A 24,846-nucleotide genomic window follows, 5' to 3' on the forward strand; every position below is an offset into this window, starting at 1 on the left:
TGTCCGATCCGGGCGGTCCCAGGTGACCGGAACGTATCGCAAACTCGTGACCGGTTCGGGGGGTTTGCGGGAAGTGGCGGCCGGTGCTGGGGGATTGCGATGCCATTGGGGGCGGTGCGGACCTGGCGCTCGACCAGCCCGGGGGAGTGGTGGCCCGTACTCTCCTCTTGTGCAAATTGGTTGGCGATGGAAACCTATCGGCATGACTGCGGAATCGATATCGGCCGGCGATGATCCTCGGCGGCTGCTGGCGGACGTGCGTGGCCTCGCCCAGCGGGTGCGGCTCGATCAGCGGGTGACGTGGCTGCCGCTGCTGGTGCTGGGCCTCGTGTCGCTCGGGGCCATCGTCGTGCATCGGCTGACCTCGCCCGAACTCCTCGAGTGCCAGGCGATGCCGGACGGCAGCCAGGTGTGCCAGGTGTGGTTCCAGGCGGTGCAGATTTACTGGTGGGTGGCGCTCGTCGCCGCCTACGTGCTGATCGCCGTGGGGTACCGGCGGGTTGCCCGCAAGCGAGGGCTCGGCACCCGGATGTGGCCGTATGTGATTACCGGCGTCGCGCTCGTCGTGATCTCCGCCGCGGTGTCCGGTGTGTGGGGCGTGCTCGACAACCCCTACTTCCCGGACGTGCCGCCCGCGTCCGTCCAGTTCCTCCTGCGGCTGGCGGACCCGACCGGCGCGATCGGGGTGGCCCTGCTCGTGCTGGCCTGGCTGGAACGGCGTCCGGCACTGCTGATCTTCACTGTCGGATACCTGGTGGTGGCGCTGACGCCGATCAACTTCGGCTGGGGCGAGCACTGGGGGTCGAACTGGGAGTTCGCGCCGCAGCTCGTCATCAACGGCGGCCTGCTGCTGCTCGGCAGCGCCGGCTTCCTGCTGGCCCACCGGCTGCGGCGGCCCCGATGAGCGAGCAGGCGGCCCCGATGAGCGAGCAGGCCGCAGCCCCGGACGCGGCGGCTTCGGCGACCGGATCCGGCTCGGGCGACGCGGTCCCGGTGACCGGAAACGCTCACCCGGTCACCGGGCTCGACGACGTGGTGCACCAGCGGGTGCGGCTCGGCATCCTGACCATCGCGCAGGAGGCGCGGCGGGTGGAGTTCGGTTATCTGCGTGAGCAGCTCGGGCTGACCGCCGGCAACCTCTCCAAGCACCTCAGCGTGCTGGAGGCGGCCGGCCTGATCGAGGTCGAGAAGGGGTACGCCGGGCGGCGTGGCCGGACCTGGATCACGCTGACCGCAGCCGGCAGCGCCGCGCTCGCCGAGGAGATCGAACGGCTGAAGCAACTGATCAGCCGGGTGGAAGGGATCGGCGCCTAGAGCAGGTCGGCGAGCAGCTTCTCGGGGCGCAGCGCGTCATAGGTGCAGTCCGTGCCCGTACCGAAAGTGATCGTCGCCTGCGCCGGGTCGTCGACCAGGCCGGCGCCGCGGACCCGGGCGTGCCGCATCGCCAGGGCGGCGACGCTGACCTTGGTGTCGCGCCGCGCGGCCACCGCGGACACCAGGGTCGCGATGTCGCGGCCGTCCCGCTCGACCCGGGACTGCGGTTCGCCACCGAGGTAGAGGTCCACGTAAAGGACCTCGCGGGTCTCCAGGTCCAGCAGCATCGGCACGGCGTAACGTCTGCCGCCGGTCAGCGCGAACGCGTTCGCCACCGTGGCCGGGTCGAACACCTTGTTCCTGCTGGTGGCGTCGTCGCGCAGCATCCAGCCGGTGTACGCCTCGGCCAGGGCGGCGAAGGGCGGACCCGCGTACCGGAAGATCACCGGAACCAGGTAGCGCCAGCCCCGCTTGCGCGCGATCCGGGTCGCCTTCGCCATGTCGATGTCGAGGAACTCCTCGGCGCCGTCCGGTGCGGAGGTCAGGTCGCCGGAATGGGTCATCGCCCCGTTGCTCAGGTTGGTCCAGGACACCTGGCCGGCCGCCTGGAACCCCGCGTCCAGCGCGATGCACGACAGGTCGAGGTCACTGGTCTCGCCGGCTTCCCGCCAGTGCACGAAAAGGCGTACCACCGCCGCCTCGCCGACCGGCAGCCGGCTGCCGCGCTCCACCTGCACCAGCCCCTGCGCGGTGGCCCGGAGCTGGTCGGGCAGCAGCAGCCGATCCAGGCCGGGCGCCACGTGCACGGTCTCGGCGGACCAGTCGCCCTTGGCCGCGATCCGCGCGTCGACGGCCGCGTCCAGCGCGTCGAGCAGCCGCGTGCGGAACTCCTTCGGCACGGACAGGTGGCCGGGCGGGCGGACGATGGGCAGCGCCGAGCCGTCCTTGCCGAACACCACCCGGGGATACGTCTTCCCGTTGTCCGCGAGCTGTGCCCCGGCGGCGAGCAGCACCCGCAGCGGAATGCGCTCCGCCGCCTCGCTCAGTGCCGCCACCAGGGCGTCCTGCTGTTCCTGGCCTACCGCGAGCGCGGCGAGCCGGCGCAGTCCGCGCCCGAGCAGCCCGGGCGACTCGGTTGCGGCCAGCCGCACCGCCGTGGTGTGGTCGCCGACGAGCGCCCGCTCGAACCGGGACGGGAACGAGGTGTAATCGTGGCGGGTCCGGCGCAGCAGCGCGAACGTCTCCCGCACCCGGGGCGCGCGGAACTCCCCGGAGTGCAGGCCGCGGTCGATCGCCAGCCACAGGCCGCGGCGGCGGAAGACGTCACCTAGCCGGTCGCTCGTCTCGAGGGTGTTGACCACGATCCGGCGGTCGGCCCGGGACAGGCGCGGGTACCGGATCGGTGCGGTGAGGCTGACATCGCCGCCGGTCAGCCCGGCGAACAGGCGCAGCAGGTCGTCCGGGGTGGCGCCGGTGTACGGCAGGCGGCCGCGATCCGAGGCCCAGAGCAGTTCGAGCAGCAGCGTACGGTTCTCCCGGAACCGCACCTCACTCAACTCGACAGCGTCCGCACCGAGCCGGGCGACCAGCACACCCAGGTCGCTCCGCACATCCTCCCGCAGCGACGCGGCGCTCCCGAAACAGTCCCGCATCCAGTCGCGCAGCCGGGCCTCGAGCTCGTCGGCCGGCACCAGGCGTGCGGTGATCCACTCGATCCGGCTGTCACCGGGCAGCATCTCCTGCGCGCGGCGGTCGGCGTCGGCGCGCTCGCTGTCCTGCGGGATGGAAGAGGCCGGCCACCAGCCGAAACGGCTGAAGTCCAGGGCCCGCTCCCACTCCTGCTGGGTGGCGTCGCAGTCCAGCAGCCGGAGCCGGGCGACGACGAACCGGAGCACCGCGTCGTCGAACTGCGGCAGCTTCTCCGGAAAACCGCGGAACAGCGGGGCGTACGTGCCGTGCCCGCCCCGCTTCGCCCGCACGTGCGCGATCAGCTCGTGGTGCGGGCCGGCCAGCCCGTCGGTGATCTCCTCCGGGTTGGTGAACCGCACACCCACGTGCGCGAACTCGGCCAGCAGCGGCGCGGACACGGCGCGGGTGGCGGCGCTCGGCGGCGTCACGACCAGTCCCAGCCGGTCGAAACCGATGCGCTCCAGCGCGTCCACGTGGCACCTCCGGCAGTCGCGGAACGGAAATCGGCGCCGCGCGAGGGCGGCGCCGATATGAGGAAAGTGCCCGGGCGGTTTTCACCAAAGAAGTTTGTCGAAGTATGCCCGGGCTAGGCCTCTGCCGGAGAGCCTACGGAACAGGGCCCGCGCCCGGCCACCCTGTTTCCGGTGCCTGCCGCCGGCGGGCGGTCAGCGATCGGCGAGGGTACGGAAGAACGCGGTCACGTCGGCGGCGAACAGGTCCGGCACCTCCAGGGCGGCGAAATGGCCCCCGCGCGGGAACTCGGTCCACTGCCGGATGTCGAACCGCTGCTCGGCCAGGGCCCGTACCGGCTGGGTGATGTCACCGGGCAGCACCGCCACCGCGAGCGGGGCAGGGCAGGCCGGCAATGATCCGCCCAGGCCGCTCTCCTTGATGAGCCGGGCGGCCGAACCGGCGGTACGCATCAGCCAGTGGTGCGCGACGCCGGCCACGATTCGGTCGTCGGGAACCGGGGTGGCCGGGTCGGCCCAGCGGTCGAACTTCTCGCCGAGGAAGGCGAGCAGGCCGGCGGGGGAGTCGGTGAGGGCGTACGCCGGGGTCTGTGGTGTGGCGGCGAACAGCACCTGATGCGGATGCCGGTTCGCGGCCAGCCGCATGGTCCGGGCAAGGCGCTGCCGGTCGGCGTCGTCCAGCCTGTCCGCGGCACCGGGGGTGGGCAGGTAGTTTACGTGCACGCCGGCCACCGACCCGGGTGCGGCGACGGCCAGCTGCTGGGAGATCACGGACCCCCAGTCGCCGCCCTGCGCGCCGTACCGGCGGTAGCCGAGTCGTGCCATCAGCTCGGCCCAGGCCTGCGCCACCCGGGTCGCGCTCCAGCCGGGCCGGGTGGTCGGCCCGGACAGCCCGAAACCCGGGATGGCCGGGACGACGACGTGGAAGTGTCCGGCGAGCCGGTGCACGACGTCGAGGAACTCCACGGTGGAGCCGGGCCAGCCATGGGTGAGCACCAGAGGCAGCGCGTGCGGGTCGGCGTTGCGCAGGTGCAGGAAGTGGACGCGGTCGCCGCCGATCTCGGTGACGTACTGCGGCAGCGCATTGAGCTCGGCCTCGTGCGCCCGCCAGTCGAAGCGCTGCCAGTCACTGGGTGGATCATCTGCCGACGTGGTTGCTCAACCGGACCGCCGCCCACGCCAGCCGCCTGATCGCCGACGGCTTCAGTGCCGTGGGGGCACGCGGCTACCACTACCGGCTGCTGCGCTCCCTCGTCACCGACGGGCCGACCAGCCAGGCCACCCTCGGCCGGCGCACCGGCATCCACCTCAGCGATCTGGTCGGCGCACTCAACGAACTCGAGACCGGGGGTACGTGGCACGTGCCCCCGACCCGGCCGACAGGCGTCGCAACGTCGTCACCGTCACCGGGGCAGGGCGCGGCCGGGAGGCCGAGCTGGGGGTGCGGCTGGCCGAAATCCAGGACGAGTTGCTGGCGCCGCTGTCCGCGTCGAAACGCGACGAGTTCACCGCCCTGCTGCGCGAACTGCTCGCCCACCACGACCCGGCCGGTCCCGCCACCGCACCGGTTGCCGACTGACCCGGTCACGGTCCTTCCCGCCGGTGGGGCCCGCACCCGGTCACGGTCCTCCGACTGGTGGCGCCCGCCCCGGGCCTGTTTCAGGCGACCGGGTGGGTACTGCTCGCGAGCCACTCGTCGAATGTCTGCCGCCCGCGCGGCCCGGCGTTCGCGGGAAGCAGGCCGCTGCCGCCCATGCCTGGCAGGCGCAGCGGCAGCACCGGGCGCTTGCGGGCGCCGCCGGCAGCGATCAGGCGGCGGGCCATGCTCACCAGGGACTCCTCGCGCGGGCCGGCCAGCTCCGGGGCCATCCCCTGCGGCGGCTGCAGGACCAGGTCGGCGAGGGCTTCGGCGACTTCGCGTACGGCGATCGGCTGCACCCGCATCGACGGCACCACCGCGACCGGTCCGGGCACCCCGCCGAGGAGTTGGCCGGCGAACTCGTGGAACTGGGTGGCCCGCAGGATCGTCCACGGCACGCCACCGGCCCGGACGACCTCCTCCTGCCGGATCTTGCCGGCGTAGTACGGGTTCCGCACCCGGTCCACCCCGACGATGGACAGCGTGAGCAGGTGCCGCACCCCGGCCAGCCCGGCGGCGCCGGCGAGGTTGCGCCCGGCGGTCTCGAAGAAGTTCACCGACGCCGACCTGCTCATGGTCGTCACGTTGCTGACGTCGACCACCGCGTCCACCCCGGTCAGGGCCGCTTCCAGTGCACTCCCGTCGAGCAGGTCCACACCGGCCGCCCGCGACAGCACCACGGCCTCCTGCCCGCGGTCCCGCAGGGCGTCCACGACGAGGCGGCCGGTCAGGCCCGTACCACCCACAACTGCGATCTTCACTTTTTCCGTCCTCCGCTCGGTGCTCTGCCGCGCCGGTTCCCGCGGGCGCAGCACCGTACCGACGATCCGGCCGGTCGTAATGTGACAGCCGGGTGCCCGAGCCGGTCTGTTTTTCGTTTCCCGCGGCGGCCGGTTTAGGGGTTTCGCGGAGCGGCAACATGCGGGGGATGAGTCGGGGCTTACGGGCGGCCGCGGCCGCCGCCGCATCCGCGGTCGCTGCTGTCGCCGTGCGGGATCTGCTGCAACGAGACCACGCGCTGCTGCGCAACTTCCCGGTGCTCGGCCACGGTCGATACCTGATCGAGGCGATCGGCCCGGAGCTGCGGCAGTACGTGGTCGCCGGCAACGACGAGGAACGCCCGTTCACCCGGGACCAGCGTCGCTGGGTCTACGCGTCGGCGAAGAAGGAGAACAACTACTTCGGCTTCGGTACCGACAACGACATCGAATACACCGCCGGGTACCCGATCATCAAGCACCGCACGTTCGGCCGGACCGTCCCGCGATCCAACCCGGCGTCCGGTCTCGAAGCCCACGTGCCGTGCGCGAAGGTGCTGGGTGCGGCTCGGGGCCGGGCGAAGGCGTTCCGCCCCGCATCCGTGGTGAACATCTCCGGCATGAGCTTCGGCTCCCTGTCCGGCGCGGCGATCGAGGCGCTGAACAAGGGCGCCGCACTCGCGGGCTGCCTGCACAACACCGGCGAGGGCGCGCTGTCGCCGTACCACCGGCGCGGCGGTGACCTCGTCTTCCAGATCGGTACCTCCTACTTCGGCTGCCGCGACGAGCAGGGCCGCTTCGACCTGCAACGGCTCAAGGACCAGGTGGCGTCGGCACCGGTCAAGGCCTTGGAGATCAAACTCAGCCAGGGCGCCAAGCCGAGCCTGGGCGGGCTCCTGCCGGCCGCCAAGGTCTCCGCGGAGATCGCCGCCACCCGGGGCATCCCGCAGGGCGTCGACTGCGTGAGCCCCTCCCGGCACGCCGAGTTCTGCGACACCGACAGCCTCCTGGACTGGGTGGAGATGCTGGCCACCGAGACCGGGTTGCCGGTCGGTATCAAGGCGGCGGTCGGCGACCTCGACTTCTGGGCCGAGCTGACCACTCTGATGGCGACCACCGGCCGCGGCGTCGACTTCGTGACGATCGACGGCGGCGAAGGCGGAACCGGTGCCGCCCCGCTGATCTTCACCGACACGGTGTCCCTGCCCTTCCAGATCGGCTTCGCCCGCGTCTACCGCATGTTCGCCGAACGCGGCCTGCACGAGGACGTCGTCTTCGTCGGCGCCGGCAAGCTGGGCCTGCCGGACAACGCGATCGTCGCGTTCGCCCTGGGCTGCGACATGGTGAACGTCGCCCGCGAGGCAATGCTGGCGATCGGCTGCATTCAGGCGCAGAAATGCCACACCGACACCTGCCCCACCGGCGTAGCCACCCAGAACAAGTGGCTGACCAGAGGCCTGGACCCGGCCCTGAAATCCGTCCGCGCCGCCAACTACATCAAGACCCTGCGTCGCGACCTCCTCAAGGTGGCCGAGGCGTGCGGCGTGGAACACCCCGGCCTGATCGACACGGCCTCGGTCGAAATCCTGGACGGCCGCACCGCCGCAACCCCGCTCGACCAGGTCTACGACTACCGCCCCGGCTGGGGCCTGCCCTCGAAGGCCGACCAGTCCGCCATCGCCGCCCTGATGACCGAACCCCAGGGCGGCTCAGCCCCACCGTCCGATGACGCGGCACGCAATCTCGCCGAGGTGACCCCCGCGAACCGCCGCCGTCCCGGCTGACTCGCATGCCGGTGTGCGCGCGTTCGGTATCGTGCGTTCCGGTACCGCGTTGCCACGGGGCTGCGTGTCGTTGGCGGAGGTGGACGATGCGTGAACGAGTGCTGGCAGGCGTTCTGGTCGCCGGCCTGACGCTGGCCGCGGCAGGGTGTGCGAGCCCTCCGCCGGACACCATCACCGCCGCTGCGGCGACCGAGATCATCGAGGGCCACCTCGCGGAGGCGATCGCCGCGACACCGGACGGGATCACGCTCAGTCCGAAGCGAAAGGAGTCCGTCCCGGGCACCGCCTGCACCGAGGACCTCGACTCGGTCACCGGGCAGGTGGTGACGGTCGTCGTTCACGAGTCCAACGAGGTCACCTCCGATGTGGCGTCGCGGTTCATCGACACGGTCGCCGCCCTGTGGGAACCGCAATGGGAATCCACGAAGCACACCGCCGTCGGCCTGGGCGTCAACGCGTCGTTCACCCAGGACGGCACCGGCTTCCGATTGGAGGCGAGCTACCTTCCCCAGGCCCGGGTTGTGCAGGTCAGCGGCATCACCGACTGTCTCTGGGCCGAAGGAACGCCGGGCGCCGACCACCGGCCGTAGGTATCGTCCCGGTGACCGCCGGCGGTCGTGCCGGACGCCGAGCCGGGGCGCCGTGGGGCCGCGGGCGCGGACCGTCATCAGGGATGCTCAGGGGATGCGCAGATTAGTGGTGGTGCTGGCACTTGTCCTGTCGGCGGTTCTGCTTCCCGCCGGGCCGGCCGCGGCGGCGCTGCCGGACGAGCTGGCCCACGTCGGTAACGCCCGGCAGCTGATCGTGGTGAGCGGCCAGTCGTGGACGTCGACGCAGGCGACGCTTCGGGCCTATCAGCGCGGAGGGGACGGGCGGTGGCGGCAGGTGTTCGGGGCGATGAAGGCCCGGACCGGGCACGGCGGGTGGGCGTGGGCCTCGCGCCGCGTTCAGGACACCGGGCAGACGCCGGCGGGCACGTTCACCATCACGCAGGCGTTCGGCGTGCGCGCCGACCCGGGCACCCGGTTGCCGTACCGGAAGGTGGACAAGAACGACTACTGGGTCGGTGATCGGCGGGACGCGAAGACGTACAACCTGTTCCAGCCGTCGGCGCCGGCGAGCCGGACCTGGCGCAAGTCGCAGGCGGAGCGGTTGGCGGCGTATCCGAAGCAGTACGCGTACGCGGCGGTGGTGAACTTCAACAAGCCGGGACGGGTGCGGTGGGACGCCAAGCGTAAGCAGTATGTGGCGGGGAAGCCGGCGAAGGTGGGGCGCGGTTCGGCGATCTTCCTGCACGCCAGCGGGAAGGGGGCGACGGCGGGGTGCGTGTCGGTCAGCCGGGCGAACGTGGTGCGCCTGCTGAAATGGCTGGACCCGGCACAGCGGCCGCGGATCGTGATGGCGCCGTCGTCGGCGATCCGGCGAGCCTGAGCGGGATGACGGTGGGCGTGGCAGCTGAGCATCCGGCTTGCGGTCGGAAGCCGATGGCAGGCGACCAACCGGCGGTGTTAACGAGATTGACCGTACGCCTTCGGTTGGTTGATCTTCATGGATTGGCGCTGGTCGAGCGTTTTGCATCTTGACGGATGTAGATGTTAGCGACAACATCGGTGGATCCCCGTCCCGTAACAGACCGGTCATCGAACGGCAACAAAACACAACGACCGGTCGCGGGCCGACGCAGCGGTGGTGTGCCTGTTTCCCGGGGCCGCCGCCGTGCCCCGATGCGAAGGACCGTCACGATGCCCCTCGTTCGAAGAACGCTCGCCCTGCTCACGGCGATCGTTGTCGCCGTGGCGCCGGGTTCGCCGGCGTACGCCGCCTACCCCGATCCCGGTCCGGTGACCGGTGACATCGGTGTGCACGACCCGACGATGGTGCGCCGCCCCGGCGGTGGCTACCTGGTCGCGCATACCGGTGACAACATCGCGTTGAAGACCTCTGCCGACCGCATCGCGTTCCGCAACGCCGGCGCGGTCTTTCCCGCTGGTGCACCCTGGACCACTGCCTACACCGGCGGCAGTCGCAACCTCTGGGCGCCGGATCTCACCTATCGGGACGGCCGGTACTGGCTGTACTACTCGGCCTCGACGTTCGGCTCCAACCGGTCGGCGATCTTCCTGGCGACCAGCACCACCGGCGCGTCCGGGAGCTGGACCAACCACGGCCTGGTGATCGAGTCGCGGACGTCGGACAACTACAACGCGATCGACCCGAACCTGTTCGTCGACACGGACGGCCGGTGGTGGCTGAGCTTCGGGTCGTTCTGGTCCGGGATCAAGCTGATCCCGCTGGATCCGGCCACCGGCAAGCGCAGCGGCAGTGCCCTGCACAGCATCGCCGGGCGTGGCGGTGGTGCGATCGAGGCGCCGGTGATCACGAAGCGCGGGTCCTGGTACTACCAGTGGGTCTCGTTCGACAGGTGCTGCCAGGGTGCGGCCAGCACCTACCGCGTCATGGTGGGCCGGTCGAGCAGCGTGACCGGGCCCTACGCCGACCGCAACGGTGTCGCGATGACCTCCGGCGGTGGCACCGAGGTGCTCGCCGGGCACGGCAACATCCACGGTCCCGGGCATCAGGCGCTTGTCGACGACGCGCTGGTCTACCACTACTACGCGAACAACGGTGCCGCGCTTCTCGGCATCAACCTGCTCGGGTACGACGCCGCCGGCTGGCCCTACGTCTACTAGGAGTGACGATGCGCTTCACCAAGCTCGCCACGGCCCTGCTCCTGACGGCCGCCGTGACAGCCGTGCCGGCCGCTGCCGAAGCCGGGCCGGCCGTTGCCGAAGCCAGGTCGGCCGCCGCGGCCGCGACGGTCACGCCCGGCACGCCCTATGTCCTGGTCAACCGCAACAGCGGCAAGGCACTCGACGTCTACAACCTGGCCACCGGTGACGGGGCGGCGATCAATCAGTACACCCGCAACGACGGCGCCTGGCAGCAGTGGAGGTTCCTCGACTCGGGCGGTGGCTGGTACCGGGTGCAGTCGGTGCACAGCGGCAAGGTCCTCGACCTGCCCACCACCGACGACGGCATTCAGCTCGTGCAGAACACCGACCGTGGCGACGCGCGTCAGCAGTTCCGGCTCGCCGACTCGGCGGGCGGGCTGGTCCGGCTGATCAACCGGAACAGCGGCAAGGCCCTCGACGTCTGGGAGTGGCTGACCACGGACGGCGCGAAGGTCTCGCAGTACCAGGACCTGGACGGTGCCAACCAGCAGTGGCAGCTGGTGCCGCTGACCTCGGTCGCCGGCACCTTCACCAATCCGATCAAGCGGAACGGGCCGGACCCGTGGTTGCAGCGCCACAACGGCTACTACTACCTGGCCACGACGACGTGGAACTCGACGATCACGATGCGCCGGTCGGCCACACTGGCGGGTCTCGCCACCGCCGCCGACCAAGTGATCTTCAATCTGGCCGGGCGGGCCAACGGCTGCTGCAACATGTGGGCGCCGGAGTTCCATCTGATCAACGGGCGGTGGTATTTCTACTACACCGCCGGGCAGAACGTGTCGGACTACAACCCGACCCAGCGGCTGCACGTGCTGGAGTCGGCGGGCAGCGACCCGATGGGCCCGTACTCGTTCAAAGCCGATCTTGGTGCTGAGTGGGCTCTCGACGCGAGCGTGCTGCGGGTGGGGAGCAGTCTCTATCTGATGGGTACGTACAACGCGGGCGGCTCCTTCGGACAGAGCAATTTCATCCAGCGGCTGTCGAACCCGTGGACGCTGACCGGCAGCCGGGCGCGGTTGAGTTCGCCGACGCTGTCGTGGGAGCGGCAGACCGGCGCGGTCAACGAGGGCCCGGAACCGCTCTACCGCAACGGCAGGGTCATGGTGGTCTACTCGGCGTCGGCGTGCTGGGGCCCGGACTACAAGCTCGGGATGCTCACCCTGACGGGCACCGATCCGCTGAACATCGCGCACTGGACGAAGAGCCCGAACCCGGTGTTCCAGCGCAACGACGCCAACGGTGTTTTCGCGCCCGGCCACAACGGGTTCTTCAAGAGCCCGGACGGCACCGAGGACTGGATCGTCTACCACGCCAACGACTCGGCCGGCGGGGGTTGTGACATGAACCGGTCCACCCGGGCGCAGAAGTTCACCTGGAACGCGGACGGGACGCCGAACTTCGGCACCCCGGTCCGGCTCGGCGTCACACTTACCGCGCCTTCCGGGGAGTGACGGACGGGAGCCGTCCGGGTGTGCCGAGGCGCACCCGGACGGCCTCTTCGTCACGCCGGTTCGAAACCGCTCACGTGCAGCGAGAACGCCCGGATCGAGCCGGTGTCCGCGTTGGCCCGGTCGGCCACCCGCAGCGTCCACGTCCCGTCCGCGGGTGACACCCGCAGCGACGCCAGCGAGCCGTCCGGCCGCCACGTGCCGGTGAACGGCGCCGCCGCCGACAGCGCCGCGGCGAACGGTGTCGCCGCCGCGTCGTCGAAGACGGCCTGGCACAGGTTGTTGCCACCGGCACCGCCGCGGGCGAACAGGGTGGCGGTCCGGCCGTCGGGGGCGGTGAGCGTCCCGACCAGGTCACCGACGAAGGTGTGGTCCAGACCCACCGTGGGTGACGCCGCGGTGGTCGAGCACGCCGTCCCGTCGACCGAGAACGTCAGCGACGACGCGTACCCCACCCCGCTGACGTCGACGGTCGCCGCCGCCCCGGTCGGGTCGTTGTCCGGGATCGGCACGACCGGACCGGTGTAGGCGAAGTCCCGCACGGTCGCCGACGGCTGCCCGGTCGACACCACCTCGGTGCTGGTCGTCGGCGACAGCACCCCGGCGAAGGTGGCCCGGATCCGCAGCGTCACCGGGCGGCCCAGCGGGTAGTCGGCGGCCAGCCGCAGCGTGTAGTCACGGCTCTTGGTGGCCCCCGCGGCGATGGTGCCGTACGACCGCGCCCGCGGCGTCACGACGGCCCTCGGGTCGTCCGTCTCCACCACCACGTTCACGCCCGTCGCCGTGCCGTCACCGGCGTTGCGCACCGGCAGCGTGACGGTCGCCCGCTCACCCGGTTCCAGGTACGCGTCGCCGTCACCGGTGGCCGGGGTGACCGCCGGGGTGCCGGGCCGGACCAGCGGCTGCGGGGTGGCGCCGGTGTTGCGCAGCAGCAGGTCGGCCCGGATCACACCGTGACCGGTCCGGTTGTCGTAACCGGCCGGTGCCAGGTCCAGCGCGGTGCCGGTCAGCGCCGCGCGGATCTCGTCCCCGGTCATTCCGGGGTTGCCGGACAGGGCCAGCGCCGCGATCGCCGCGGCGTGCGGTGCGGCCGCCGACGTGCCGAAGAACGGCGCGAAGCCGGCGACGGTGGTGTTCACGCCGTCGGCGGCGGTGATGTCCGGCTTGGCGCGGACGGTTCCGCCGGTCGAGCTGAAATCACCCGGGGTGATCGGCGCGCCGTCGGCGGTGAAGAAGATCCGCCGCGGTCCGTCCGAGGTGAACCGTTCCGGCTTGGACTGCCGGGTGTGCACGTTCGGGTAGGGCCCGGCCGGGTTCGGCGGGTCGCCGTCCTCGAGGTCGAACGGCAGGGGATCCTTGGCCGGCGTCGCGGCCACCGAGAACGCGTCCACGGCGGCGCTGTGCCCGCGGCTCACCCCGGGCGTGGAGAAGCCGGTGAGCCCGTCGGCGGAATCGGCGAACCGGCCCCGGAAGGCGGACAGTTGCAGGTAGCGGTCGGCGCCGGCGTACTTCACCACGGCAAGCCGCTGTCCGTTGGTGTTGCCGGTGGCGAGAATCTCGAACGGGTCGTCGTCGCCGTTCTGCACGTCCTGCGAGAACGACGTCACGTTGCCCGCCGCGTCCAGCAGGTACAGGTCGTAGTCGTTGGCCGAGCCGAGCAGCGGGTCCGCCCACCACAGGGTGGTCACCCGGCCGGCGCTGTTCGGCGACAGCGGGTTGAACTCCTGGACGCCCGCTCCCGGGTCGAAGTCGTGGGCGTCCCCGGCGAACTTGCCGATCCCGCGGCCCGAGTCGGCGAAGTCGCCCTCCCAGTTGCCGGAGGTGCCGTCCAGGGTGTTGCCCTCGTTGCCGGCGGAGCTGAAGTAGAACGCGCCGTCGGCGGTGACGTCGTTGACCGCCTGCGCCGGCTGCCCGTCCTGGAACGGGCTCTCGTGGTAGTAGACGACGTCGTCGACGATGATGTCGCAACCGGCGGTGAACCGCAGCGCCCGGATGTTCTCGGCGAAGCTGGCCTCGCTGGTGAACGCGGTCGCGAACCCGAGCTCGGCGTTCGGCACCAGGTCGTGGATGATCTCCAGCATCGCGGTGCCCTCGTCGCCGGAACCCTCCTGGCCGGGCAGCACGTCGAGGTCGGCGGGCAGGTCGCCGGTGGCCTGGGACCCGGCGAGCGAGTCGATGCCGTCGGAGAGGGCGCACACCTTGACGCCGGTCCCGGTGACGCGATAGCGGGTGCGTGCGGTGTCGGCGGCGTGTGTCCGGTCGCCCTCCGAGACGACCGAGCCCGATGCCGGTGCGGCCGCCCGGGTGACCGACCGGGCCGCGCGCACCGCGGTCTCGATCCGGGCCGCCTTCGCGTCCTTGGGTTCGGCCGACGGTTTCCGGGCCGGATCGGTCTGCCGTCCGCTGATCTTGCCGTGTGCGGCGTTGACGCCTGTCACGTCGGACCAGCCGGCGATGGTGGGCAGCGCGGTCAGGGGCGCCTCCACGAGCACCGTGCCGGTCTTGGCGGACGGGTGCCGGATGCCCGCGCCGGCCTTGCGGAGCCGGTCGAGCAGGGCGTCGTCGACCTGCCGGGCGTGCACCTCGACCTCGGTGGTGCCCGCCGGGGTGACCGTGACGCCGGTGGCCAGTTTCGGCAGCGTGGCGGCGGCCACCCGGTTGGTGCGTCTGCGCAGCTCGATCGCGAGACGGCTGTCAAGTTTGCGTTCGGTGGTGGTCATCGACTTCTTGAGCTGCTGGAGCGCGGCGATCTGCGCGTACGCGCGGTCGGCGGGCTCGCCGGGTTCGCCGGCGGTGGCGGGTGCCGCGAGAGCCACGATGGTGACGCCGGCCGTGATCACGGTCGCCGAGCGCCGGAGCAGGTGTCCGTCCAATGCCTAGTCCCCCCAGTGACGTACATCTATTCGATGTCCATGGATGCTATAGGCGTTCGATGGATCTCGGACACGGTCGATCGGGGGTTGCGCGGTTGTCTCAGCGCGTTCTTCCGGTGACATTGGGTGTGGGACGGCCCTGGGCTTTTGCCGGCGGAGCCCCTACCCTCGCCCTACTGGCGAGTAACTTCGATACCGGGAGTCAACGATGATCATCGGTGTACCGCGTGACCCGCAACCGGGGGAACGCCGGGTCGCGGCGACCCCCGCCACCGTGGCGGAACTGTCCAAACTCGGCTACGACGTGGTCGTGCAGTCCGGGGCCGGCGCCGGATCCGCCTTCTCCGACGAGGCCTACGCGGGGGCCGGCGCGACGGTCGGTGACCCGTACGCCGCGGACATCGTCCTCACCGTCAACCCGCCGCCCGCCCAGCAGCTGGACAAGCTCGCCGCGGGCGCCACGCTGATCGGGATGCTCAACCCGCGGCTCGATCCCGGCCTGGTCGGCGAGCTGGCCCGCCGCCCGATCACCGCCCTGTCGATGGACGCCGTGCCCCGCATCTCCCGGGCCCAGTCGCTCGACGTGCTGTCGTCGATGGCCAACATCGCCGGGTACCGCGCGGTCGTCGAGGCCGCGCACGCCTTCGGCCGCTTCTTCACCGGGCAGGTCACCGCCGCCGGCAAGGTCGCGCCGGCCAAGGTGCTGGTGGCGGGCGCGGGCGTCGCCGGCCTTGCGGCCATCGGCGCGGCGGGCAGTCTGGGCGCGATCGTACGGGCCACCGACCCCCGCCCCGAGGTCGCCGATCAGGTCCGCTCCCTGGGCGGCGAATACCTCCCGGTCGAGGCCGCCGACGTCGAGGTCTCGGCGACCGGCTACGCCAAGGAGATGTCCGACGACTACACCGAGCGCGCCGCCCGCCTCTACGCCGCCCAGGCCGGTGAGGTCGACATCATCATCACCACCGCGCTGATCCCCGGGAAACCGGCACCCCGCCTGATCACCGCTCCGATGGTGGCGGGCATGCGGCCCGGCAGCGTGATCGTCGACATGGCCGCGGCCAACGGCGGCAACGTCGAAGGCACCGTCCCGGGCGAGGTCGTGGTCACCGCCAACGGCGTGACCATCATCGGGTACACCGACCTGCCCGGCCGGCTGCCCGCGCAGGCCTCCCAGCTGTACGGGACCAACCTCGTCAACCTGCTGAAGCTGATGACCCCGGAGAAGGACGGCCGGCTGGTCCTGGACTTCGACGACGTCGTCCAGCGATCGATCACGGTCGTCCGCGACGGGTCGCTGACCTGGCCCCCGCCGCCGGTGGCGGTCTCCGCGGCACCCGTGGTCGCCCCCGCACCGCCGCCACCCCCGGCGCCCCCGAAGCGGGCCCTGCCGAAATATCCCCTGGTGGGAGCGGCGGCCGCGGCGCTCTTCCTGCTCACCGCGTTCGCGCCGGCCGCCCTGCGCGGCCACCTCACCGTCTTCGCCCTGGCCATCGTGATCGGCTACTACGTGATCGGCCACGTCCACCACGCGCTGCACACGCCACTGATGTCGGTCACCAACGCGATCTCCGGGATCATCGTGGTCGGCGCGCTGCTCCAGATCGGTCACGGCGACGACGTGGTGACCGGCCTCGCCTTCGTGGCGACCCTGCTGGCCAGCATCAACATCTTCGGTGGCTTCGCGGTGACCCGCCGCATGCTGGCGATGTTCTCGAGGAGCTGACATTGACCGTCGCCGCCGCGGCCCAGGCCGCGTACATCGTCGCCGCCCTGCTGTTCATCCTGGCCCTGGCCGGGCTCTCCAAGCATGAGACCGCGAAGGCCGGCAACGCCTTCGGCATCGCCGGCATGGGCGTGGCCCTGGCCGCCACGATCGCCCTCGCGGTCACCGAGAAGATCAGTGGCACCGGGCTGATCCTGCTGCTCGTGGCCACCCTGATCGGCGCCGCCATCGGCCTGCACCGGGCCGGTAAGGTCGAGATGACCGGCATGCCGGAACTCATCGCGCTGCTGCACAGCTTCGTCGGCCTCGCCGCCGTGCTCGTCGGCTGGAACGGGTATTTGCACGTGGAGGCCGAGGCCGGCAGCCCGGAGGCCCGGGTGCTGGCGGCCCAGGGCATGCTCGGCATCCACAGTGCCGAGGTGGTGATCGGCGTCTTCATCGGCGCGGTCACCTTCACCGGCTCGATCGTCGCCTACCTCAAGCTCTCCGCGCGGATCAGTTCGAGCCCGCTCGTGCTGCCCGGCAAGAACGTCCTCAACATCGGTGCGCTTGCCGCGTTCGTCCTGCTCACCGTCTGGTTCGTGATCAACCCCGCGCTCTGGCTGCTGATCACCGTCACGGCCCTGGCGCTGCTGCTCGGCTGGCACCTGGTGGCCTCGATCGGCGGCGGCGACATGCCGGTGGTCGTGTCGATGCTCAACAGCTACTCCGGCTGGGCCGCCGCGGCCGCCGGCTTCCTGCTGGAGAACGATCTGCTGATCGTCACCGGCGCGCTCGTCGGATCCTCGGGCGCCTATCTCTCGTACATCATGTGCAAGGCGATGAACCGCTCCTTCCTGTCGGTGATCGCCGGTGGCTTCGGCATCGAAGCCGGCCCGGCGGGGGACAGGGACTACGGCGAGCACCGGGAGATCACCGCGGAGGGCGTGGCGGACCTGCTCGCCGAGGCCGACTCGGTGGTCATCACGCCGGGGTACGGCATGGCGGTCGCCCAGGCGCAGCACGGCGTGGCCGAGCTGACCCGGGTGCTGCGCGACCGCGGCGTGACCGTGCGATTCGGCATCCACCCGGTCGCCGGCCGGTTGCCCGGTCACATGAACGTGCTGCTGGCCGAGGCCCGCGTGCCGTACGACATCGTCTGCGAGATGGACGAGATCAACGACGACTTCGCCGGTACGTCGGTCGTCCTGGTGATCGGGGCCAACGACACGGTGAACCCGGCCGCCACCGACGACCCGTCCAGCCCGATCGCCGGCATGCCGGTGCTCACCGTCTGGGAGGCGGAGCACGTGATCGTCTTCAAACGGTCGATGGCCTCCGGGTACGCGGGCGTGCAGAACCCGCTCTTCTTCCGGGAGAACTGCGCGATGCTCTTCGGTGACGCCAAGGACCGGGTCGACGACATCCTGCGGGCCGTCACCGCCGCCACGCCCGCGGGCACCCGGCACTGATGAGCGGCCGGTCCGCCGCCCCCGGCGGCGGCCGGTCGCCGGGGTAGGAAGGCGCCGGCCCGCGGGACGTGAGGGAACCGCGGGCCGGCGCTGCTCAGGACGTGAGCGTGCCGCGCAACAGGCTGCGACCCGAATGCGTCGCGTCGCCGTCGTGCGGTTCGTCGCTCACGTCGACCAGGCGGTACCGATTCAGGTCGGTGCCCACCGGCACCGGCAGCACCACGTCGGGCTGCCCGGACAGGTTGCCGATCGCCACCATCTTCGTGAGGTCGTCCGGGTCGATGAGCCACACCTCGTGGAAGCCGGTGGTCAGCGGCAGGCCACGCACGTCGACGCGCATCTGCCCGTCCGCGAGCACCCGCACGTCACCGCCGGCCGCCGCCGGCACCGTCTCCAGTGGCGCCAGCGTGGCCCGGGCCAGCACCTGCTCGCCGCCCGTCCGGCCGGCCAGCCGGTCGAACACCACGGTGCCGGCGACCGCCAGCACCGCTGCCGCCGCCGCGGCCAGCACCGGCGCCAGCCAGCGGGACCGCCGCCGGTGTGCCCGGCCGCGGTGCGCCGCCAGGTCGGTGACCGCGGCGGACCCGCCGGGGGACGCCGCGGCCGGTGCGATCTCGGCCTCGATGGCACGCCACAGGTGCTCCGGCGGCGGCGGCAGGTCCCGCAGGTCCTGGGTCTGCGCACCGATCTCGCTGACCTCGCGCAGGCTCTCGAGGTCGTACCGGCAGCCGGCGCACCCGGCCAGGTGTTCCGACTCGTCGGAGTGCTGCTGGTCCTCAGAGAGCGCGAGAAGGACCAACCGATCGGGATCCAAATGCTGCACCGTCCACCTCCCATCGGCGTCGCAGGTTCGCCATTCCGCGGCGAATATGGCTCTTGACCGTACCGAGCGGGAGCCCGGTCACGGCCGCTATCTGTGGGTGCGTCAAGTCGTCGTAGAACGCCAGCTCCAGGGTGCGCCGCTGCTCGTCGGGCAACCGGCCCAGCTCGTCGGCGACGACCAGCCGGTCGACGATGCGTTCCGGGGACTCGGTCTCGTCGGCGGGCGCGGTCTGTGCCCGTACCGTCTCGGTCAACCGATCGTCGCGTGCCGCGGACCGCAACCGGTCGACGGCCTTGCGCCGCGCGATCCCGAGCAGCCAGCCCAGCATCGTGCCGCGCCCCGGGTCGAACGTGTCCCGGCCCGTCCACGCCGCCACGAACGTCAGCTGCGTGACGTCCTCGGCGTCCGCCCGGTTACCCAGCAGACGCTGGGCGAGGTACAGGACGGCGGCGCCGTGCCGGTCGTACGCCGTACGCAATGCTTTCTCGTCGCCGTCGCGCAATCGCTCGGCGAGCTCGTCGTCGGAGCTCAATCGACCTCCTCTCCGCACTAATAGGTTCCTCCGGGTGTTCGCTCGGCACCGCCCGGATGGATGCACCCAATTTTTTCGTCTCCGGCCGCATCCAGCCGGCGCGGTGGTGACGAAGGACCGGGCGTACCGGATCTCCCGCCTCGTCGATCTAGGAGTCTCGATGTCTATCCTGTGCTCGTGCCGCGCAGCCATGGTGGGTCCGGTGGGTCGGCGATGAGTTCGGTGCCTACTTCGCGGCCCCCGCGGCGGGGTCTGCTGCTGGTCATGGTGGGGGTGCTGCTGGCCGGGGCGGCCGGTGTCGCGGTCTGGCAGGCGCGGCCGGAAGGGGACTTCGGTGCTCCGCCGGGGGCTACGGTGGTCGCGGGCGGTTCTGCGTCCGTGGCCGGCTCTGCGTCCGTGGCCGGCTCCTCGCCCGGGGCCGGGTCTGGGTCCGGGCCTGCGTCCGGCTCTGCTCCCGGCTCTTCGTCCGGGGCGGGTTCTCTGGGTGGGGGCGGCTCCCTGGGCGGGGCTGTGCCGGTGACCGATGGTGATCTTCCGGAGGCCGGCGCGGAGGCACCCGGCCGGTTGCGGGTGCCCGCGCTGGAGCTGGACGCCGCCGTCGACGCCGTGGGCATCGACGCGCGGACCGGTGACTTCGCCGTGCCGCCCAGTGTGGACCGGGTGGGGTGGTACCGGTTCGGGCCCGGCTTCGCCGCGAAGGCCGGTTCCATCGTGATCGCCGGCCACGTGGACAGCGCCGACCAGGGCGACGGCGCGTTCTTCCGGCTCGGCTCGCTGGAGGAAGGTGACGTGGTGTCACTGGTCGGTCCGGGTGGCGACGTACAAGACTTCGAGGTGACCGCACGGCAGAGATATCGGAAGGCGGCGATCCCCTTGGAGCAATACTTCGTGCGTGACGGCCCGGTGCGGCTGACGCTCATCACGTGTGGTGGGCCGTTCGATCCGGAGACCCGGCACTACCGGGACAACGTGGTGGTCACCGCGACGCCCCGGCAGTGATCGGCGGTCACATCTTCGCGACCATGCGCCCGAGGGTGTTCGGCGCGACGCGCAGCAGCGACGGCAGCAGTTTCGTGGAGCCCGGCAGCGCCATCGGCCGGCGGCGGCGGAGCGCCTCCAGCGTGACCGCCGCGACCTCGGTCGGTGACATCTTCGCGCCGTCGGAGCCGGCGTTCATGGGCGTGTCCGTTCTCGGCGGGAGCACTTCGAGCACGTGGGTGCCCCGGGGCGCCAGCTGCCGGCGCAGTCCGTCGGCGAAACCGTGCAAGCCGGCCTTGACCGCGCCGTAAGTCGGCGCCCGCGTCGGCGAGACCAGCGCGAAACCGGAGGTGACGAAGACGATCGCGTCCATGGCGGGCCAGCGCCGGACCGCCTCGCCGGTCAGCTGGATGGGTGCCGTCAGGTTCAGGGCGATCTCCTGATCGAGGTCCCCGGTGGCGTCGCCGCCCCCGGTGAAGTCCCGTTCGACGAACGTGCCGGCGTTGTTGACCAGCACGTCGAGCCGGCCGAACCGGTCGGCGACCGCGTCCAGCACCGCAGTCCGCGCCCGGGGGTCGGTGACGTCGGCCCGGACGGCAAGGGCCTGCGGGTGCGCGGCGGCGAAGCGGTCCAGGGCCGGTTGCGACCGGCCGCACACGACCACGTCCGCGTTCCGGCTCGCGAAGGCTTCCGCGAGGCTCAGGCCGATGCCCGAGGTTCCGCCGGTGATGAGGACGACCTGTCCCATGAATGACCTCCGTTAATTCGGTACCGATCGGTGCCGAACCAGACCGTAGCACTTTCGAACCGATCAGTACCGAAGGGGTAGGATGGCTTTCGTGCAGAACAAGCCGATCGGCAGGCCCCGGGGGTTCGACGCCGACGAAGCTCTGGACCGGGCCGTCCTGGTCTTCTGGGCGCAGGGTTACGAGGGCGCCAGCCTCGACGACCTGACCGGCGCGATGGGCATCACGCGCACGAGCATGTACCGGGCGTTCGGCAACAAGGACGAGCTGTTCCGCAAGGCGCTGACCCGCTACACCGAGGGTCCGGCGTCCTATGTCGGCGGCGCGCTGACGCAGCCGACCGCCCGGGAGGTGGCCACCGCGTTCCTCGCCGGAGCCGTGGGGACCGGCACCGAACCCGGCACCCCCGGCGGATGCCTCGGCGTCCAGGGCTCGCTGGCCGCCGGCGAGTCGGGTCGCGGCGCCCGCGACCTGCTGGCCGCCTGGCGTGAGGAAGGCGTCGCCCACCTGCGGGACCGATTCCGCCGGGCCGTCGACGAGGGCGACCTGCCGGCCGGGTCAGACCCCGGCCTGCTGGCCCGCTACCTGATGACGGTCGCCAACGGCATCGCCGTCCAGGCCGCCGGCGGCGCCACCCGCGACGACCTTCAGCAGGTGGCCGCCATGGCCCTGTTGACCTGGCCACCCGCCGCGCGCGGCCGCTGATCTCACCGTGCCCGGCCGCTGACCTTGGCCGCAGCGGACTACGGACTCGGCCGCGCCCGGTCGCTGAGCCGGCGCCCGCTGCCGCCCTCACCGCAATTCTTCTCGGATTCACTCACTCACCGTTCCGGGTGGTGTGTGGAATGGGCCCGAATCCGGCGGGTAGCTAACTCCTCGTAGCCGTTGAACCCCCCAGTGAAGGGAGTCTCCTGTGATCACCCAGGACAAGATTCGTTCGCTCTACGGCATGGACGTCGTCGACCGTGACGGCGACAAGATCGGCTCGATCGGCGCGGTGTGGAACGACGCGGTCGGTCAGCCCAGCTGGGCGAGCGTCCGCACCGGACTGTTCGGCCTCAACGAGTCCCTGTTCCCGCTGCAGAACGCGGACCTGCAAGGCGACCACGTGGTGGTCCCGTTCGACAAGGCGACCGTCAAGGACGCCCCCAACGTGGACGCCGACCACGACGAGCCGCTGTCGCGGGAGGAGGTCGGGCGGCTCTACGAGTACTACGGGATGAACTGGGACGAGACCTACCGCTCGTACCAGGCGGGTGCCGAGGCGACCAGCCGGTCCTACACGGGCGTCCACCAGGAACGGTCCGGGACGCGCGCGGACCACGACCGGTCGGGTTACGACCGATCCGGCTACGACCGGGAGGCCTACGACCGATCCGGCTACGACCGGGAGGCCTACGACCGGTCCGGCTACGACCGGGACGGTCGCGACCTCGATGGTGACGACGCCATGACCCGCTCCGAGGAGCGGCTCAACGTGGGCACCGAGGCGGAGGAGGTCGGCCGGGCCCGTCTCCGCAAGTACGTGGTGACCGAGCAGGAACAGGTGGACGTGCCGGTCAGCCGGGAGGAGGTCCGCCTCGAACGGGAACCGATCACTGAGGCGAACCGCCGTGCCGCGTTCTCCGGTCCGGCGATCTCCGAGTCCGAGCACGAGGTGACCCTGCACGCCGAGCGCCCGGTCGTCGACCGGGAGGCCGTCCCGGTCGAGCGGGTGCGCCTCGGCACCGAGACCGTCACCGAGCAGGAGACCGTGTCCGGCGAGGTCCGCAAGGAGCGGATCGAGGCCGATCTGCCGGACGAGCGCGGCCGGCGCACCTTCGACTGATCACCTGCCGCACCCGGTGCCCCGCGGTCTGCCGGCGGCGGGGCACCGGTTCATCCAGCGGGGCCGAGACTGATCAGGCCGACCGAACTGATCAGGCCGACCGAAACTGATCAGGCCGACCGAAACTGATCAGAGTCGGCCGGAACTCATAGGGTCGGCCGGACTGATCAGAGTCGGCCGGACTGATCAGGCGGGGTCGGCCGCCAGCACGCAGACCGCGAGCAGGTGCAGCGACGGCCAGGAGGCGCGGTGCCAGCCCGCGCTCTCGGTCTCGTCGGCCGACCACCCGCGGGCCGCCGCCACGTCAGACACCCCGTCGGCGTACGCCGCCAGATGCACCGCGCTTACCTGCCCCGACGCGTCGCCCACCGAGCGCCGGATCTGGGCGACGTGCTGATCGACCTGCGCTGTCAGCCCGGGATTGGCCCGCATCGCGTCCGTCCCCGACTCGCCGAGCCGCTGCGACCACCAGTCCAGCACCAGCCGCGCCCCGGCCGAGACGGCCCGGCGTTGATCCAACTCCATGACGAGGAACCGTACAAAGCCGATGCCCCGTCCGGCAACGCCCGGACGGGCGAAAACGTGCGTTCAGCTATCCTTTATATCCTCATTGTCCGGCAAAGAGCGGATACCGGCGAACGGCGCCCGATCGCTCGCCGTCATCGCCCGGTCGCTGTCGGCAAGACTCGGAGCGCCGTCGGGGGAAGGCGGCGAGGAGGGAGAAGGGCGGTCGCTGTCGGTGGGCTGCCGGTCGGTGCCGGGCAGGGGCCGTACGCTGCCCGCGATGAGCGCCGCCACGCCGAGCAGGGCGGCCACCACGATGAGCGCGCGCAGCACGGAGATGCGGTCGCCGAGCAGGCCGATGACGGGCGGGCCGGCGAGGAAGGCGCAGTACCCGATCGAGGCGATCACGCTGACCCGGGCGGCGGCGCGGCGCGGGTCGTCGCCGCCGGCGCTCATGCCGACCGGGAAGCCCAGTGAGGCGCCGAGGCCCCAGAGCAGCGCGCCGGCGTAGGCGAGGCCCGGGTTGGGCGCGAAGACGAACAGGCTGACGCCGGCGACGCCGATCACGGCGAGGGCGCGGACCACGGCGGTACGGCCGTAGCGGTCCAGCAGCGCCGGACCGAACCAGCGGCCGACGGTCATCGCGGTGAGGAAGCCGGCGAAGGCGAGCGTGCCCATCGCTGCGGAGACGTGGTGGCCGTCGATGGCGGCGACACTGATCCAGTCGTTGCCGACGCCCTCGGTGAACGCGAACGCGAGCACGAACACCCCGATCAGCAGGGTCCGGGGTTCCTTCCATGCGGTGAGCGCGCTGACCGGCTTCTCCCCGGCGGCCGGTGCGGTGTCGTCCTGGTCGGCGACGAACCGGCGCGCGTACGTGACGACCGCGGCGACGACCACGACGGCGACGACGGTCAGGTGGGTGGACACCGGCACGTCCAGGGCCACCATGGCGGCGCCGGCGAGCGCGCCGGCGACGGTGCCGAGACTGAAGCCGGCGTGGAAGCGGGACATGATCGAGCGGGCCAGGTGGCGTTCCACGATGGTGCCCTGCACGTTCATCGCCACGTCCCAGGCGCCGTTGGCGAAACCGAGCAGGAACAGCCCGATCACCACGGGTACGACGCCGGCGTGCGAGCCGAGCGCCGCGACGATCAGGCCGGTGCCGAGCAGCACCGACATCGCCATCACGGTCCGCGACGACCCGATCCTGGTGACCACCGGGCCGGACAGCGGCAGGGCCAGCAGGGAACCGGCGGCGATGGCGAGCAGGACCAGGCCGAGGGCCGCCGCATCGAGGTGGAGCTGGTCGCGGACCTGCGGGATCCGCGACGCCCAGCTGGCGAACGCGAAGCCCGAGCCGATGAACGCCACATAGGTGGCGGCGGTGGCGGTCCTGACGGCCTTCGGTGTGGGCGGTGCGGCCGGGGTGGAGGTCATCATCGTGTGCCTGGTGCCGGTCGGTTGTCGGCGCGGGGTGATCCGTTCATGTGTACGACCGTACATAAGTGCTGCACGCCTGTCGCGCCGGGTGGGCCGCCGACGGCG

At 71.4% G+C, this 24,846-nt stretch carries 21 protein-coding genes and 1 pseudogene; 13 read left to right on the top strand and 9 right to left on the bottom strand.

The annotated features are described in order from the left end of the window. The first annotated feature begins 202 nt into the window (after positions 1-202). Positions 203-904 carry a hypothetical protein gene (locus LPA41_RS06590; RefSeq protein WP_229069032.1) on the top strand — a complete coding sequence of 234 codons (702 nt, stop codon included), beginning with the start codon at positions 203-205 and terminating at the stop codon, positions 902-904. Then, positions 901-1,314, top strand: a complete 414-nt coding sequence (locus tag LPA41_RS06595; RefSeq protein ID WP_255689292.1) for a transcriptional regulator — start codon at positions 901-903, stop codon at positions 1,312-1,314. The genes LPA41_RS06590 and LPA41_RS06595 overlap by 4 nt, the downstream gene beginning before the upstream one ends. Here LPA41_RS06595 and LPA41_RS06600 read toward each other — a convergent pair. Next, complete coding sequence (locus LPA41_RS06600) at positions 1,311-3,476, bottom strand: hypothetical protein (protein WP_229069033.1); 2,166 nt, start codon at positions 3,474-3,476, stop codon at positions 1,311-1,313. The genes LPA41_RS06595 and LPA41_RS06600 overlap by 4 nt on opposite strands. Positions 3,477-3,668: 192 nt before the next feature. After that, positions 3,669-4,589 (bottom strand): annotated as a pseudogene (locus LPA41_RS06605) (epoxide hydrolase family protein); the annotation flags it as partial. A 238-nt stretch (positions 4,590-4,827) separates the two neighbouring features. On the opposite strand from LPA41_RS06605, the gene LPA41_RS06615 reads away from it, so the two are divergent. Continuing rightward, positions 4,828-5,052, top strand: a complete 225-nt coding sequence (locus LPA41_RS06615) for a MarR family winged helix-turn-helix transcriptional regulator (RefSeq protein ID WP_229069035.1) — start codon at positions 4,828-4,830, stop codon at positions 5,050-5,052. An 80-nt stretch (positions 5,053-5,132) separates the two neighbouring features. On the opposite strand, the gene LPA41_RS06620 is transcribed toward LPA41_RS06615, so the two are convergent. Further along, on the bottom strand, positions 5,133-5,873 hold the full coding sequence (locus LPA41_RS06620) for an SDR family oxidoreductase (protein ID WP_229069036.1): 741 nt from the start codon (positions 5,871-5,873) through the stop codon (positions 5,133-5,135). Between the two features lie 167 nt (positions 5,874-6,040). On the opposite strand from LPA41_RS06620, the gene LPA41_RS06625 reads away from it, so the two are divergent. The 5 genes from LPA41_RS06625 to LPA41_RS06645 all read left to right on the top strand — a co-directional run bounded on the left by LPA41_RS06625 (position 6,041) and on the right by LPA41_RS06645 (position 11,843). After that, positions 6,041-7,654: an FMN-binding glutamate synthase family protein gene (locus LPA41_RS06625; protein ID WP_229069037.1), complete on the top strand. Its 1,614-nt coding sequence runs from the start codon at positions 6,041-6,043 to the stop codon at positions 7,652-7,654. A gap of 86 nt (positions 7,655-7,740) precedes the next feature. Beyond that, positions 7,741-8,244 carry a hypothetical protein gene (locus LPA41_RS06630; RefSeq protein WP_229069038.1) on the top strand — a complete coding sequence of 168 codons (504 nt, stop codon included), beginning with the start codon at positions 7,741-7,743 and terminating at the stop codon, positions 8,242-8,244. 94 nt (positions 8,245-8,338) lie between these two features. Then, a complete protein-coding gene (locus tag LPA41_RS06635) occupies positions 8,339-9,085 on the top strand; it encodes a L,D-transpeptidase (protein ID WP_229069039.1) in 747 nt (248 codons plus the stop codon). 311 nt (positions 9,086-9,396) lie between these two features. Further along, positions 9,397-10,344, top strand: coding sequence for an arabinan endo-1,5-alpha-L-arabinosidase (locus tag LPA41_RS06640; RefSeq protein WP_229069040.1), 948 nt, complete (start codon positions 9,397-9,399; stop codon positions 10,342-10,344). Between the two features lie 8 nt (positions 10,345-10,352). Next, the gene (locus tag LPA41_RS06645) at positions 10,353-11,843 is read left to right on the top strand and encodes a family 43 glycosylhydrolase (protein WP_229069041.1); all 1,491 of its coding nucleotides are present in this window, start codon (positions 10,353-10,355) and stop codon (positions 11,841-11,843) included. 50 nt (positions 11,844-11,893) lie between these two features. Here LPA41_RS06645 and LPA41_RS06650 read toward each other — a convergent pair whose 3' ends face one another. After that, on the bottom strand, positions 11,894-14,713 hold the full coding sequence (locus LPA41_RS06650; RefSeq protein WP_229069042.1) for a S8 family serine peptidase: 2,820 nt from the start codon (positions 14,711-14,713) through the stop codon (positions 11,894-11,896). A gap of 208 nt (positions 14,714-14,921) precedes the next feature. Between LPA41_RS06650 and LPA41_RS06655 the strand changes: the two genes are divergently transcribed. Further along, a complete protein-coding gene (locus LPA41_RS06655) occupies positions 14,922-16,436 on the top strand; it encodes a Re/Si-specific NAD(P)(+) transhydrogenase subunit alpha (protein WP_229069043.1) in 1,515 nt (504 codons plus the stop codon). A gap of 2 nt (positions 16,437-16,438) precedes the next feature. Further along, entirely contained in the window at positions 16,439-17,887 is a 1,449-nt protein-coding gene (gene pntB, locus LPA41_RS06660) for a Re/Si-specific NAD(P)(+) transhydrogenase subunit beta (RefSeq protein WP_229069044.1), read from the top strand. Positions 17,888-17,981: 94 nt separating this feature from the next. Here the strand turns inward: pntB and LPA41_RS06665 are convergent, their stop codons facing one another. Both LPA41_RS06665 and LPA41_RS06670 read right to left on the bottom strand, forming a co-directional pair. After that, entirely contained in the window at positions 17,982-18,686 is a 705-nt protein-coding gene (locus LPA41_RS06665) for an anti-sigma factor (RefSeq protein ID WP_229069138.1), read from the bottom strand. Then, positions 18,664-19,242 (bottom strand): RNA polymerase sigma factor, encoded by a 579-nt coding sequence (locus tag LPA41_RS06670; RefSeq protein ID WP_229069045.1) that lies wholly within the window; start codon positions 19,240-19,242, stop codon positions 18,664-18,666. The genes LPA41_RS06665 and LPA41_RS06670 overlap by 23 nt, the downstream gene beginning before the upstream one ends. Positions 19,243-19,455: 213 nt before the next feature. On the opposite strand from LPA41_RS06670, the gene LPA41_RS06675 reads away from it, so the two are divergent. Next, complete coding sequence (locus LPA41_RS06675) at positions 19,456-20,241, top strand: class F sortase (RefSeq protein WP_229069139.1); 786 nt, start codon at positions 19,456-19,458, stop codon at positions 20,239-20,241. A gap of 7 nt (positions 20,242-20,248) precedes the next feature. Here LPA41_RS06675 and LPA41_RS06680 read toward each other — a convergent pair whose 3' ends face one another. After that, entirely contained in the window at positions 20,249-20,968 is a 720-nt protein-coding gene (locus LPA41_RS06680; RefSeq protein ID WP_229069046.1) for an SDR family NAD(P)-dependent oxidoreductase, read from the bottom strand. Between the two features lie 91 nt (positions 20,969-21,059). Here LPA41_RS06680 and LPA41_RS06685 point away from each other — a divergent pair, with 91 nt between their 5' ends. After that, a complete protein-coding gene (locus LPA41_RS06685) occupies positions 21,060-21,671 on the top strand; it encodes a TetR/AcrR family transcriptional regulator (protein WP_229069047.1) in 612 nt (203 codons plus the stop codon). Positions 21,672-21,879: 208 nt separating this feature from the next. Then, the gene (locus tag LPA41_RS42920; protein ID WP_229069048.1) at positions 21,880-22,794 is read left to right on the top strand and encodes a DUF2382 domain-containing protein; all 915 of its coding nucleotides are present in this window, start codon (positions 21,880-21,882) and stop codon (positions 22,792-22,794) included. A gap of 186 nt (positions 22,795-22,980) precedes the next feature. Here LPA41_RS42920 and LPA41_RS06695 read toward each other — a convergent pair whose 3' ends face one another. Together LPA41_RS06695 and LPA41_RS06700 are read right to left on the bottom strand one after the other, a co-directional pair. Then, a complete protein-coding gene (locus tag LPA41_RS06695) occupies positions 22,981-23,319 on the bottom strand; it encodes a DUF6401 family natural product biosynthesis protein (protein WP_229069049.1) in 339 nt (112 codons plus the stop codon). A 63-nt stretch (positions 23,320-23,382) separates the two neighbouring features. Further along, the gene (locus LPA41_RS06700) at positions 23,383-24,738 is read right to left on the bottom strand and encodes an MFS transporter (RefSeq protein WP_229069050.1); all 1,356 of its coding nucleotides are present in this window, start codon (positions 24,736-24,738) and stop codon (positions 23,383-23,385) included. Between the last annotated feature and the right edge of the window lie 108 nt (positions 24,739-24,846).

The sequence above is a fragment of the Actinoplanes sp. DH11 genome (genome assembly GCF_020873875.1).
Classification (GTDB): domain Bacteria; phylum Actinomycetota; class Actinomycetes; order Mycobacteriales; family Micromonosporaceae; genus Actinoplanes.